Raw genomic sequence first — 12,006 nt, forward strand, 5'->3', positions numbered from 1 at the left:
GAACACGCCGGCGGGGCGCGGACTTCCGAAGGATTTTTGCATGGCATTTGACGCATACGACGACTACGAACAGAGCGAGCTGGTACTGAAGTGGCTGCGCGAAAACGGCGCCTCCATCATCGTGGGCATCGTGATCGGACTGGTCGGTATCTTCGGCTGGCAGCAATGGCGCAGCCATCAGGCGCGCAGCCAGGGCGAGGCGGCGGAAATCTACCAGCAGCTGCAAACCGCGCTGGCCTCCGGCAAAACCAGTGCCGCGGATCAGCTTGTCGACAAGATGATGAAGGATTTCGAGAAATCGTCTTTCACCGTGTTTGCGGTGAGCGATCGCGCGCGCCAGCAACTGGAGGCCAACCAGCTGGACAAGGCCGAAGCCTCGCTGCAGTGGGCTGCCAGCCATGCCAGTGATGAGGCGCTCAAGTCGCTGACCGAATTGCGCATCGCGCGGGTCGAGTTGGCGCGTGACAATGGCGCGGCCACGCTGACGGCGCTCGACCGCATTCCTGCCGGGCAGTATCAGGGCCTGAGCCAGGAACTCCGCGGCGATGCACTGGTCAAGCTTGGGCGTATCGACGAGGCGCGCAAGGCCTACCAGGCTGCGTTGTCGATACTGACCGAGGCAGCACCGCAGCGCGCCGCCTTACAGATGAAACTCGATGATCTGGCCGCGGCCGGAAAGCAGGGCGCATGAAATCCGGATCCATGAAACGACATTCGCTGGGCCTGCTCGCCATTATGGCGACGTTTGCCATCGCCGGCTGCCATTCCTTCAAGAAGGAAAACATCCAGCCACCGACACCGCTGCCGGATGATTTCAAGCCGACGGTGCAGGTGGAAAAGTTGTGGAGCAACAGCGTCGGTGAAGGCGCCGGCGACAGTGGCGCGCGGCTGCGCCCGACCGTGGTCGACGGCGTGCTCTACGCCGACAGCACCGATGGCAAGCTGGTGGCGATGGATGCGGTCAGCGGCAAGAAGCTCTGGTCGAAAAGCTCGAAGACCCACGGCTGGTTCGGTTGGGGCGACAAGAAGCGCCCGGACGCGTTTTATGCGGGCGGCCCGGCGGTCAGTGGCGATCTGCTCGCCGTAGGCACGCTGGATGGCCACGTCTACGGCATCAACGCCAAGGACGGCAGCCCGCGCTGGGATGCGACGCTCAACTCCGAAGTGCTGGCCTCGCCGTTGATCAATGGCGGGCTGGTGCTGGTGCGCACCCAGGATGGCCGGATTTATGGTCTGGATGCCGGCACCGGCGAACGTCGCTGGGTGTACGACCAGGGTAGCGTGCCGCTGCTCAGTTTGCGTGGAAATGGCGCCTTGCTGGCTGCCAACGGCGTGGTGTTTTTCGGCACAGACGACGGCAAGCTGGTGGCGCTGCGCGAGGACAACGGCGAAAAGCTGTGGGAGCAGAAGCTCTCCACCGGCGAAGGCCGCACCGACATCGAGCGCCTGAATGACGCCGACAATGGCATCCTGCTCGACGGCACCACCCTGTATGGCAGCGCCTACCACGGCAACCTGGTGGCCATCGACGGCCCCAGCGGTCGGCCGCTGTGGGCCCACCAGTTTTCGACGACGGATGGGCTCGCGATCAATGGCAACGCCATTTTTGCCGTGAACGACGAGTCGCAGGTCTGGGCGTTCGACAAGAACAGCGGCTCCGATATCTGGAAGAACGACGCGCTGAAGTACCGCTGGGTCACCGGCCCTGCCGTGCAGGGCAATTACGTGGTGGTAGGTGATCTGGAAGGCTACGTGCACTGGCTGCAAACCGGCGACGGTGCGCTCGCGGCCACCAAGCGGCTCTCCAGGAAAGCCATCCGTGCCCAGCCGCTGGTGGTGGGTGACATCGTTTACGTGGAAGACGTGGAAGGCCGCATCGGCGCCTACCGTCTGTCCGCACGCTGATCCGGGAATCGACCTTCCATCATGTTGCCTGTCGTCGCTCTGGTTGGTCGTCCCAACGTCGGTAAATCAACCCTTTTCAATGTACTGACGCGCAGTCGCGACGCGTTGGTGGCCGATATGCCGGGGGTTACCCGGGACCGCCATTACGGCATTTGCCGCAGTGGCGATCGGCCGTTCGTGGTGGTCGACACCGGCGGCCTGTCGGGCGTCGAGGACGCCATGGATGTGCTCACCGCAAAGCAGGTGCGCCTGGCGATCGAGGAAGCCAACATCCTGGTCTTCGTGGTCGATGCCCGCGACGGGCTGCTGCCGCAGGATTACGTGATCCTTGGCGAGCTGCGCCGCAGCGGCAAGCCGATCATCGCCGTGGTCAACAAGACCGACGGGCTCGACGAGCAGGCCGTGCTGGCCGAGTTTTCCGCTTTCGGCGTCGCCACCACCTTGCCATTGTCGGCGGCGCACAATCGCGGCACCGATGACCTGATCCGCGTCGTGCTGCCGTTGCTGCCGGCCGACGAGGAAGACGCCACCGATGCCAACGGCGAGGACGGCACCATCCGCGTTGCCATCGTCGGCCGCCCCAACGCGGGCAAATCCACACTGATCAATCGCCTGCTGGGCGAGGACCGCCTGATCGTGTCGGACGTGGCCGGCACCACGCGCGACCCGATCCGCGTGCCGCTGGAGCGCGACGGCAAGCGCTATACCTTGATCGATACCGCCGGCGTGCGGCGCAAGGCGCGGGTCGAGGAGGCGGTGGAGAAATTCAGCGTCATCAAGACACTGCAGTCGATCGCCGCGGCGCAGGTCGTGGTGGTGATGATCGACGCCCGCGAAAACCTGGCCGACCAGGACCTCACCCTCATCGGCTATGCGATGGACGAGGGCAGGGCGCTGGTCATCGCGATCAACAAGTGGGACGACATGGATCAATACCAGCGCGACGAATGCCGCCGCGCGCTGGATCGCCGGCTGGTGTTCGTCGACTGGGCCAAGCAGGTGCAGATTTCCGCACTGCACGGTTCGGGCCTGCGCGAGTTGATGCGCGCCGTGGTGCGTGCGCATGCCTCAGCGACCAAGGTGCTGGCGTCGTCCGACCTCACCAAGACGCTGGAAAAGGCGTACGAAAGCTATCAACCGCCATTGGTGCACGGGCATTCGCCCAAGCTGCGTTTCGCGCATCCGGGCGGCAACAACCCGCCGACCATCGTGATCCACGGCACGCGCACCAAACACATCGCACCGGCCTACCAGCGTTACCTGGAAAACTTCTTCCGCAAGCGCTACAAGCTGGAAGGCACGCCGATCCGCATTGCCTTCCGCGAAGGCGAGAATCCGTACGCCGGCCGCAAGAAAGTGCTGACCAAGGAACAGGAAAAGAAGGCGCGACGCCGGGTCAGCGACCTGATCAAGCGCACCCGCTGAGGTTGCGCCGCTCCACGGCGCCCTCGCAGCGCCAACCCGTCAAATGAGCCGCGACGCTTACGTCATGTCCGCGCGAATGAGCGCGTGCACGACGCCGTCCATCGGTTGCCCGCGCACCCACAACCGGTGGCGGGCCAGGGTTTCGAACTTCGCACCGATGTTTTCCGCAGTGCGCTGGCTGGCGCCATTGTCAGGCAGGGTGACGATCTCGATCCGGATCAATCCCAACTGCTCGAACCCGAAACGGGCAACCAGCGATGCGGCACGCGCCGCGATGCCTTCACCCTGCCGCGATTGGCGCACCCAGTAACCCAGGTTGGCGCTGCGATGCATCGGGTTGCGTTGATTGAGCCCGACGCCGCCGAGCAATTCGCCGTTGCGATCGTCAAACACCGCGAAGGCAAAATCCTCCGCGTTCGTCCAGCCTTGTTCGCAATAAGCGACCCACGCGCGCGCATCATCCAGCGAATAACTGGCGTGGCACCAGGGCAACCAGCGGCCCACTGTGGACAGCGAGCTCTGCGCGGCGTCACACAACGCCCGGGCATCGCGCGATTGCCAGCGGCGCAGGTGCAAACCCTTGCCGTTGAGTTCGATGGGCGGCACGGTCTCGGCAGGCATCCAGGCTCCCTTTTGTTTGTGTGCGTGTCGGCTAGCATCGATAATGCATGCCTTTATCGACAGGCACGATCATGAGCGCACGCATTCTCGACGGCAAACGTATTGCGCAGGAATTGCTGGGGCGCATCGGCCGGCGCGTTGCGGCGCGCAAGGCGCTCGGCTTGCCGCCTCCGGGCCTGGCGGTGATCCTGGTGGGGACGGATGCCGGCTCGCTGGTGTATGTGCGCAAGAAGCGCGAGGCCTGCGATCAGGTCGGGTTTCGCTCGTTCGCACACGACCTGCCGGCCGACACCACCCAGGAGGCCTTGTTCGCGCTGATCGACCGGCTCAATGCCGATCCGGAGGTGCACGGCATCCTGGTGCAGTCGCCGCTGCCGCCGCACATCGACGAAGACGCGATGGTCGACCGGATCGATCCGGCCAAGGATGTCGACGGCTTCCAGGCCATCAACGTGGGCCGCCTGGCATTGCGCCGTTTCGGCCTGCGCCCGTGCACACCCAAGGGCGTGATGACCTTGCTGGGGCACACCGATCGCCCCGTGCGCGGACAGCATGCCGTGGTGGTTGGCGTGTCCAATCACGTGGGGCGCCCGTTGGTGCTGGAGTTGATGATCGCCGGTTGCACCACGACCTGTTGCCATCGTTTCACGCAAGACCTGGAAAGCTTCGTGCGCCAGGCCGACATCCTGGTGGTGGCGGTGGGCAAGCCGGGGCTGGTGAAGGGCGACTGGATCAAGCCCGGCGCCGTGGTGATCGACGTGGGCATCAATCGCCTGGACGATGGTCGGCTGGTGGGCGATGTGGATTTCAAGGCGGCCGCGGAGCGCGCGAGCTGGATCACGCCGGTGCCTGGTGGCGTGGGTCCGATGACGGTGGCCACGCTGCTGGAAAACACACTGGAAGCGGCGGAAGCGGGCGCTGTTTCCACGCGATCCGCCTGAAAAAGGCGCGATGGTTGGCGAGCCATCTGGCGAGCGGCATGGTGGGGCGCGTATAATTCCCTCTTTGCCAGCGGGACTTTTCGCATGCGCATCCTCGCCGAGGCCTTGACCTACGACGACGTTTTCCTGGTTCCGGGCCACTCCCTCGTGCTGCCGCGCGACGTCGACACCTCCACCCGGTTTACCCGCGACCTTCGTCTGAACATTCCCATCGTGTCGGCCGCGATGGACACCGTGACCGAAGCCCGTCTCGCCATCACCATGGCGCAGAACGGCGGCATCGGCATCATCCACAAGAACATGACGGCCGAGCAGCAGGCGGCCGAAGTTCGGTTGGTGAAGAAATTCGAGGCCGGCGTGATCCGTAGCCCGATCACCGTGAACCCCGAGACGTCCATTCGCGAAGTGTTGCGGCTGACCCATGCGCACAACATCTCCGGCGTGCCGGTGGTCGAGGGCAGCAAGCTGGTCGGCATCGTCACCAGTCGCGACCTGCGCTTCGAGCGCAAGCACGACGACCCGGTGCGCAACATTATGACCCGCGAGGACAAACTGGTAACCGTGCGCGAAGGCGCCAGCCAGGACGAAGTGTTGTTGCTGCTGCACAAGCACCGCATCGAGAAAGTGCTGGTGGTCAACGACGCGTTCCAGTTGCGCGGGCTGATCACGGTGAAGGACATCCAGAAAGCCCGCGACAATCCCAACGCGGCGAAGGATCACCACGAGGCGTTGCTGGTCGGCGCCGCCGTTGGCGTATCCGGCGACACCGAGCAGCGCGTGGCGGCCCTGGTGGATGCCGGTGTGGACGTGCTGGTGGTGGACACCGCGCATGGCCATTCGCAAGGCGTGATCGATCGCGTGGGCTGGGTAAAAAAGAACTACCCGAACGTGCAGGTCATCGCCGGCAACATCGTCACCGGCGAGGCGGCGCGAGCGCTGCTCGACGTGGGCGTGGATGCCGTCAAGGTCGGCGTTGGCCCGGGTTCGATCTGCACCACGCGCGTGGTTGCCGGCGTCGGCGTGCCGCAGATCACCGCCATCGACATGGTGGCCACCGCGTTGAAGGACGAGATCCCGTTGATCGCCGATGGCGGCATCCGCTATTCCGGCGACATTCCCAAGGCGCTCGCTGCCGGCGCCTCCAGCGTGATGCTCGGCTCGATGTTTGCCGGTACCGAGGAATCACCCGGTGAGGTCGAGCTGTTCCAGGGCCGTTCGTACAAGAGCTACCGCGGCATGGGCTCGATCGGCGCGATGGCGCTGGGTTCGAAGGACCGCTATTTCCAGGAAGAGGCCGACGCGGACAAGCTGGTGCCCGAAGGCATCGAAGGCCGCGTGCCGTATCGTGGCCCGCTGCGCAACATCATCCATCAGCTGATCGGCGGCCTGCGTGCCTCGATGGGCTATCTGGGCGCGGCCACGATCGAAGACGTGCGCAACAAGGCGCAGTTCGTGAAAGTAACCTCCGCCGGCGTCACCGAGGCGCATCCGCACGACATCCAGATCACCAAGGAAGCGCCGAACTATCGGCTGAATTCCTGAGTGTGCCGGGAATGGGGAATAGGGAATGGGGAATCGGTAGAGCGGTTCCCTGCGCGTCATGGCCAGCGCTCGGGCTTGACGCTTTTCCCATTCCCGAATCCCGAATCCCGATTCCCTGCTGAAACGCCGTCATGACCGAATCCCGAATCCCCAATCCCCAATCCCGGCTCCACGACGACAAGATCCTCATCCTCGATTTCGGTGCGCAGTACACGCAGCTGATCGCGCGGCGCATCCGCGAGATCGGGGTGTATTGCGAGATCTGGGCGTGGGACCACGACCCGGCGCAGATCGCCGCGTTCGGTGCCAAGGGCATCATCCTGTCCGGCGGGCCGGAATCCACCACGCTGGCCGATGCACCGAAGGCGCCCCAGCAGGTGTTCGATGCCGGCGTGCCGATCCTAGGCATCTGCTACGGCATGCAGACGATGGCTGCGCAACTGGGTGGCGCCACCGAAGCGGCCGAGGCGCGCGAGTTTGGTCACGCCAGCGTGGACATCATCGCGCCCAGCCGCCTGTTCAATGGTCTCAACGACCATCCGGGCGACCACAAGCTCGATGTGTGGATGAGCCACGGCGACCACGTTGCCACGGCGCCGCCCGGTTTCGTGGTCACCGGCCGCACCGCGCGCATCCCCGTCGCGGTGATGGAGAACGACGACAAGCGCTGGTACGGCGTGCAGTTCCACCCGGAAGTCACCCATACCAAGCAGGGCGAGCCCCTGCTGAAGCGCTTCGTCAGCGAGATCTGCGGCTGCGCCACGCTGTGGACGGCAGCCAACATCATCGATGACCAGATCGCCCGCGTGCGCGAGCAGGTCGGTGACGATCACGTCCTGCTGGGCCTGTCCGGCGGCGTCGATTCCTCGGTGGTGGCCGCGCTGCTGCACAAGGCCATCGGCGATCGGCTGACCTGCGTGTTCGTCGATACCGGCCTGCTGCGCTGGAAAGAGGGCGACCAGGTGATGGCCACGATGGCCGAGCACATGGGCGTCAAGGTCATCCGTGTCAACGCGGCCGATCGCTATTTCACGGCGCTCGAAGGCGTGGCCGATCCCGAAGCCAAGCGCAAGATCATCGGCGGGCTTTTCATCGAGATCTTCGACGAGGAGTCGGCAAAAATCACCGCAGACGGCAGCAAGGTGAAGTGGCTGGCGCAGGGCACGATCTACCCCGACGTGATCGAGTCGGCCGGCAGCAAGACCGGCAAGGCCCACGTCATCAAGAGCCACCACAACGTCGGCGGCCTGCCGGCGCACATGAAGCTGAAGCTGGTCGAGCCGCTGCGCGAGCTGTTCAAGGACGAAGTACGCCGCATCGGCGTGGCACTGGGCTTGCCGCGCGCGATGGTCTATCGCCATCCGTTCCCCGGCCCGGGCCTGGGCGTGCGCATCCTGGGCGAAGTGAAACGCGAATACGCCGAACTGCTGGCGCAGGCCGATGCCATCTTCATCGACGAGCTGCGCAAGGCCGACCTGTACGACACCACCAGCCAGGCGTTCGCCGTGTTCCTGCCGGTGAAATCGGTGGGTGTGGTGGGCGATGCACGCGCCTACGAATGGGTGATCGCGCTGCGCGCGGTGGAAACCATCGACTTCATGACGGCGCACTGGGCGCACCTGCCTTACGCATTTCTTGGCACGGTTTCCAACAGAATTATCAATGAGTTGCGTGGTGTTTCTCGCGTTGTTTATGACATCAGCGGCAAGCCGCCTGCCACGATCGAGTGGGAATAGGAAAATCAGTCACTTGCGCGCATCCAGGGAGGCCGGCAACTTGCCGGCTTTCTCATGTATGAACCACAATGCATTGAAATGACTGCCGAAAATCCTGAAACCCCAAGTGCGTTTTCGGCGACCGACGTCCGGCACATGCGCCATGCCCTGCAGCTGGCGGCGCATGCCCGCGACGCCGAGGGCGAGGTGCCGGTGGGTGCGGTGCTGGTGCAGGGAGACGAGGTCGTCGGCTTGGGCTGGAACCGCAACATCACCCTGCACGATCCGACCGCCCATGCCGAAGTGATGGCCATGCGCGCGGCCGGCGAGAAACTGGCCAATCACCGCCTGACCGGCGCCACGCTGTACGTCACGCTGGAGCCGTGCGCGATGTGCGCGATGGCGATGATCCACGCCCGGCTCGGTCGCGTCATCTACGCGGCGATCGATCCCAAGACCGGCGCTGCCGGCAGCATGTTCGACACCTTGGTGGACGCCCGCCACAACCATCGCATCGAGGTGGCCGGTGGCCTGCTGGCCGAGGAATCGGCCAGCATGTTGCGCGAGTTCTTTCGCGCCCGCCGCTGAGCGGTTGGATTTGTTCAACCTGTCGGACCGGCCATGCATGGCCGGACGCGCGATAGGGGAAAACCACAGGAAGTGGTTTTCCTCACAGACTCCGAGCGATCAATCCGCCGCGACGGTGGCCAGGGTTCCGTCCACCGGGTTGTAGGCATGGCTGTCGAGCAACTGCAGCGGCATGCCCCACGGCGACTTGAAATCGAGCACCATCCGGCCCGCCAGTGGACCGGAGGTCAGTCGGTGCGGCGAACCATTCACCGTGGCGCCCGCACGTCGCAGCCACTCGCCGCCATGCCGCACGTCGTCGGAGACGAACCGCAAGGGCTGGCCCGGCGCGGGGGCGTCGCCGTTGTCGAACAGTTCCACGATGGAACCCGTATCGCAGGACAGCAAACGAGAGGTCGCCGGCTTCTTCGTGAAGCTCGAACCGATCACGCGGCAATCCAGCACATCCTGGAAGAACGTGACCGCCTGTGCCATGTCCGGCACGCCAACCCGCGCGTAGCCGGTGCCGTACAACGTGGCCGCGCGGACACCCGGCGACGCGATCGCCGCGAACGCGAGGACGAACAACAACAGCGTGGGCAATAGCCTGGAAGATAGTGATTTGCGCATGGCGCGGCACTCGAATGTGCGTGAGTGCCGATAGATGGGCACCGGCGAGACCGGGCAAAACCCCGCAAATCACGCCCAAAGTGTTTCGCTATGCGAACAATCGTTCCCTGCCGGTGTGGCGCTTCGATCACCGGGCGGAGCAGGGGGCTGGTTGATGCCGGCGCCGATTTGTTCGCGACGGGAAACGCTTTGATCGCGTGGCGAATCGTTGATTCCAGCGGTTTCGCGCCGATATCTGGGCACACAGAGAACACGTCATGCGCCGTTGTCACAGCGGCTCTTACCGGGAAGAACTTCGATGAAACGTCATCTATCCAATCTGTTGCAGGGCAAGCGCTCCGAATTCGATGGAGCGGCTCCCGCCGCTGCACCGGCGTCCCGCCGCGCGGCGACCACCATGCCGGTCGAATTGAACGGCTACGACTGGTTGCGCCGGATCAAGCATGCGCGCGTGGTTCGCGCCGCCAACGCCTAGAACGTTGGCGGTGCGGGCCGCCATCAATCCGACCAACTGGCGCCGCACCACTGGCTTTCGCACGGTTCACCGTCGCCATCGCCATCCATCTGCGTGCCAGGGCATTGCTTCAGGAAATAGGTCGCCTCGGCACATGAGGTCATCTGCGAGCAGCGGGTGCGGCCATCACAGTTGAAGCTTGGCGTGGACGCGGGCAGGGCACGTGTCGCGGGCAACATGGGCTCTGCAGGCGCCATCTTTTTCGATGCAAACGACGCATAGCCATACCAGCCGACGGCGATCAGCGTCAGCAAACCCAGGATCGTGGTTAACGCGCCGGAGCGACTCGTCGCCGACGGTACATCGCGTGTCGCCCGACGCACGGTGTTGTTGTTTTTGCCGGGACGCATGATGCGGACGGCGCGTTTTTTCCCGTCCTCTCGAAGGTCGATCTCGAACGATACGAATTCGCCGATACGTGGTCGGATGCCGTCGCGCGGGAATGCGGAAACGTGGACGAAAACTTCTTCCGTACCTGTTGCCGGTTCGATGAAACCGAAGCCACGATCGTCATTCCATTTCACCAGCGTTCCGTGCGTTCGCATGTGTGTGGCTTTCTTGTTTTCGTGATCGCGGCAAGCGCCAACAGATCGTCCGGCGAGTCGTGGATATCGTCAAGCAACGCCTTCGTCCTCCCCCATACGTCATGTACTGTTCGTGACCTCTGACCCTTCGTGGAAGGTGTTTGCGCGACATACGCTGCGCGCGTCGATCTGGTTCCGGTGACAGTGATTCCATCGGCAGCAGATTGACACTTCAACTCCGCATGAGCTGGTTGCCAACCCCATGGCGGCTCATCCCCACGCATGGAAAACAAGAAGGAAAATCCCATGAACCATTTCAGCTCTCCCTCTCCCCGTCGTTCCCATCAGCGCGTCTCCTTCCGTGGCCTGGCGGTTACGGCTGTCATCGGCATCTGCGGCATGGTGGGATCTGTCGCTGTCCAGGCGCAGGCCACCGCGGGCCACATCTTCGGAAAGGCACCGGCGGGCGACACCGTGCGGGCAAAAAGCACGACCAACGGCATGCAGCGTCACGTCGAGGTGGACGAAAAAGGCCGCTATATGCTCAGCTCGCTGCCGGTGGGTGTTTACACGGTAACGCTGGAGGAAAACGGCAAGCCCGTGGTCAAGCACCTCAATGTCGGCGTCATCGTGGGTCGTGGCATCAAGGTCGATTTCGATTGCAAGCAAGGCGATTGCGGCCAGCTTGCCAACACCCAGTGATGTGAGTGGCGTGGCTGGCGAAGGTCATGCCGGACCGTAACCGGCCACGCTGAGTCGTATCGTCACGACGTGCCCGGCACCGGAAGGCGCCGGGCACTTGCGGTTCTATCGCGGGATTTGTCGATATTCCCGCTGTCAGGTGACACCAGAAAATCCTGCAGCGCGGCGTTGAATTCCTGCGCCGATTCGATGTTCACGATATGGCGGCCGGGCAGGGACAGATGGCTTCCGTTGACCACGCCGCCAGCTATGGCCTGCAGGTCGGTCGGGGTGCACACCGGATCGTCATTGCCGGAGATCGCCAGCAGCGGTGTTTCTATCCGCCCCAGTTCCGCTCGCAGGTCGGTGCCCGCCAGCGCAGCACAGCAACCGCGATAGCCGTCGACCGACGTTCCGGCAAAGCGCTGCAGGATGTCGCGGACCACCGCGGGGTGGGAGGCGTTGAAGGAAGGGGTGAACCAGCGTTCGGCGGTGGTTTCCATCAGCGGCGCCAGGCCGTGCTCGCGAACTTGTTCGCTGCGAGTCTGCCAGCTTTCGGGAGTACCGATGCGGGCTGCGGTCGCGCAGACCACCAGGCGATCCACGCGGTCGCCGGCATGGATGCCCAGCCACTGGCCGACCATGCCACCGATCGACAGGCCACAGAAATGCGTGCGGCCGATCGCCAGTGAATCCAGCAGCGCAAGTACATCGCCGCCGAGATCGGCGATCGAGTAGGGGCCGGGCGGTGCGCCCGACGCGCCGTGGCCGCGGCGGTCGTAACGCAATATGCGGAATGTATTGGATAGCACGCCGACCTGCGCATCCCACATGTTCAGGTCCGTGCCAAGCGAGTTGCAGAACGTCAGCCACGGGCCGCGCTCGCCGTCGATGCGGTAGCGCAGGCGGTGGGTGGGGAGGTTGAGGAAAGCCATCGCGTG

Annotated in this window: 13 protein-coding genes; 9 read left to right on the forward strand and 4 right to left on the reverse strand. The window is 64.2% G+C overall.

Going from position 1 to position 12,006, the window contains the following annotated elements; all coding sequences use genetic code 11:
* The first annotated feature begins 40 nt into the window (after nt 1-40).
* The 3 genes from ACFPK0_RS08620 to der are packed head-to-tail and all read left to right on the forward strand — an operon-like array spanning nt 41 to nt 3,330.
* Nucleotides 41-691, forward strand: coding sequence for a YfgM family protein (locus ACFPK0_RS08620; protein WP_056079130.1), 651 nt, complete (start codon nt 41-43; stop codon nt 689-691).
* Nucleotides 692-702: 11 nt separating this feature from the next.
* Entirely contained in the window at nt 703-1,905 is a 1,203-nt protein-coding gene (bamB, locus tag ACFPK0_RS08625) for an outer membrane protein assembly factor BamB (RefSeq protein WP_377339832.1), read from the forward strand.
* A 21-nt stretch (nt 1,906-1,926) separates the two neighbouring features.
* The gene (der, locus tag ACFPK0_RS08630; protein ID WP_377339834.1) at nt 1,927-3,330 is read left to right on the forward strand and encodes a ribosome biogenesis GTPase Der; all 1,404 of its coding nucleotides are present in this window, start codon (nt 1,927-1,929) and stop codon (nt 3,328-3,330) included.
* 57 nt (nt 3,331-3,387) lie between these two features.
* Here the strand turns inward: der and ACFPK0_RS08635 are convergent, their stop codons facing one another.
* Entirely contained in the window at nt 3,388-3,951 is a 564-nt protein-coding gene (locus ACFPK0_RS08635; RefSeq protein WP_377339836.1) for a GNAT family N-acetyltransferase, read from the reverse strand.
* A 71-nt stretch (nt 3,952-4,022) separates the two neighbouring features.
* On the opposite strand from ACFPK0_RS08635, the gene folD reads away from it, so the two are divergent.
* The 4 genes from folD to tadA all read left to right on the forward strand — a co-directional run bounded on the left by folD (nt 4,023) and on the right by tadA (nt 8,737).
* Entirely contained in the window at nt 4,023-4,892 is an 870-nt protein-coding gene (gene folD, locus ACFPK0_RS08640) for a bifunctional methylenetetrahydrofolate dehydrogenase/methenyltetrahydrofolate cyclohydrolase FolD (RefSeq protein WP_007080973.1), read from the forward strand.
* A gap of 84 nt (nt 4,893-4,976) precedes the next feature.
* Complete coding sequence (gene guaB / locus ACFPK0_RS08645; protein ID WP_056079120.1) at nt 4,977-6,434, forward strand: IMP dehydrogenase; 1,458 nt, start codon at nt 4,977-4,979, stop codon at nt 6,432-6,434.
* A gap of 131 nt (nt 6,435-6,565) precedes the next feature.
* Nucleotides 6,566-8,170 carry a glutamine-hydrolyzing GMP synthase gene (gene guaA / locus ACFPK0_RS08650; protein ID WP_056079117.1) on the forward strand — a complete coding sequence of 535 codons (1,605 nt, stop codon included), beginning with the start codon at nt 6,566-6,568 and terminating at the stop codon, nt 8,168-8,170.
* A gap of 78 nt (nt 8,171-8,248) precedes the next feature.
* Nucleotides 8,249-8,737 (forward strand): tRNA adenosine(34) deaminase TadA, encoded by a 489-nt coding sequence (gene tadA, locus ACFPK0_RS08655; protein ID WP_377339837.1) that lies wholly within the window; start codon nt 8,249-8,251, stop codon nt 8,735-8,737.
* A 99-nt stretch (nt 8,738-8,836) separates the two neighbouring features.
* Here tadA and ACFPK0_RS08660 read toward each other — a convergent pair whose 3' ends face one another.
* Nucleotides 8,837-9,346 carry a VOC family protein gene (locus ACFPK0_RS08660; protein ID WP_377339839.1) on the reverse strand — a complete coding sequence of 170 codons (510 nt, stop codon included), beginning with the start codon at nt 9,344-9,346 and terminating at the stop codon, nt 8,837-8,839.
* A 298-nt stretch (nt 9,347-9,644) separates the two neighbouring features.
* Between ACFPK0_RS08660 and ACFPK0_RS08665 the strand changes: the two genes are divergently transcribed.
* On the forward strand, nt 9,645-9,821 hold the full coding sequence (locus ACFPK0_RS08665; protein WP_377339840.1) for a hypothetical protein: 177 nt from the start codon (nt 9,645-9,647) through the stop codon (nt 9,819-9,821).
* A 23-nt stretch (nt 9,822-9,844) separates the two neighbouring features.
* Here the strand turns inward: ACFPK0_RS08665 and ACFPK0_RS08670 are convergent, their stop codons facing one another.
* Entirely contained in the window at nt 9,845-10,384 is a 540-nt protein-coding gene (locus ACFPK0_RS08670) for a cold shock domain-containing protein (protein WP_377339841.1), read from the reverse strand.
* A gap of 306 nt (nt 10,385-10,690) precedes the next feature.
* On the opposite strand from ACFPK0_RS08670, the gene ACFPK0_RS08675 reads away from it, so the two are divergent.
* Nucleotides 10,691-11,086 carry a carboxypeptidase-like regulatory domain-containing protein gene (locus tag ACFPK0_RS08675; RefSeq protein WP_377339842.1) on the forward strand — a complete coding sequence of 132 codons (396 nt, stop codon included), beginning with the start codon at nt 10,691-10,693 and terminating at the stop codon, nt 11,084-11,086.
* Between the two features lie 62 nt (nt 11,087-11,148).
* Here ACFPK0_RS08675 and pcaD read toward each other — a convergent pair whose 3' ends face one another.
* Nucleotides 11,149-12,000 (reverse strand): 3-oxoadipate enol-lactonase, encoded by an 852-nt coding sequence (pcaD, locus tag ACFPK0_RS08680; protein WP_377339843.1) that lies wholly within the window; start codon nt 11,998-12,000, stop codon nt 11,149-11,151.
* Nucleotides 12,001-12,006 lie beyond the last annotated feature (6 nt).

It is taken from the genome of Rhodanobacter ginsenosidimutans (assembly GCF_042655685.1).
GTDB lineage: Bacteria > Pseudomonadota > Gammaproteobacteria > Xanthomonadales > Rhodanobacteraceae > Rhodanobacter > Rhodanobacter ginsenosidimutans.

Bases quoted from the DNA above. Each gene is read 5' to 3' on its own strand.
- ACFPK0_RS08620 (WP_056079130.1), top strand. From the start codon at position 41: ATGGCATTTGACGCATACGACGACTACGAACAGAGCGAGCTGGTACTG.
- bamB (WP_377339832.1), top strand. From the start codon at position 703: ATGAAACGACATTCGCTGGGCCTGCTCGCCATTATGGCGACGTTTGCC.
- der (WP_377339834.1), top strand. From the start codon at position 1,927: ATGTTGCCTGTCGTCGCTCTGGTTGGTCGTCCCAACGTCGGTAAATCA.
- ACFPK0_RS08635 (WP_377339836.1), bottom strand. From the start codon at position 3,951: ATGCCTGCCGAGACCGTGCCGCCCATCGAACTCAACGGCAAGGGTTTG.
- folD (WP_007080973.1), top strand. From the start codon at position 4,023: ATGAGCGCACGCATTCTCGACGGCAAACGTATTGCGCAGGAATTGCTG.
- guaB (WP_056079120.1), top strand. From the start codon at position 4,977: ATGCGCATCCTCGCCGAGGCCTTGACCTACGACGACGTTTTCCTGGTT.
- guaA (WP_056079117.1), top strand. From the start codon at position 6,566: ATGACCGAATCCCGAATCCCCAATCCCCAATCCCGGCTCCACGACGAC.
- tadA (WP_377339837.1), top strand. From the start codon at position 8,249: ATGACTGCCGAAAATCCTGAAACCCCAAGTGCGTTTTCGGCGACCGAC.
- ACFPK0_RS08660 (WP_377339839.1), bottom strand. From the start codon at position 9,346: ATGCGCAAATCACTATCTTCCAGGCTATTGCCCACGCTGTTGTTGTTC.
- ACFPK0_RS08665 (WP_377339840.1), top strand. From the start codon at position 9,645: ATGAAACGTCATCTATCCAATCTGTTGCAGGGCAAGCGCTCCGAATTC.
- ACFPK0_RS08675 (WP_377339842.1), top strand. From the start codon at position 10,691: ATGAACCATTTCAGCTCTCCCTCTCCCCGTCGTTCCCATCAGCGCGTC.
- pcaD (WP_377339843.1), bottom strand. From the start codon at position 12,000: ATGGCTTTCCTCAACCTCCCCACCCACCGCCTGCGCTACCGCATCGAC.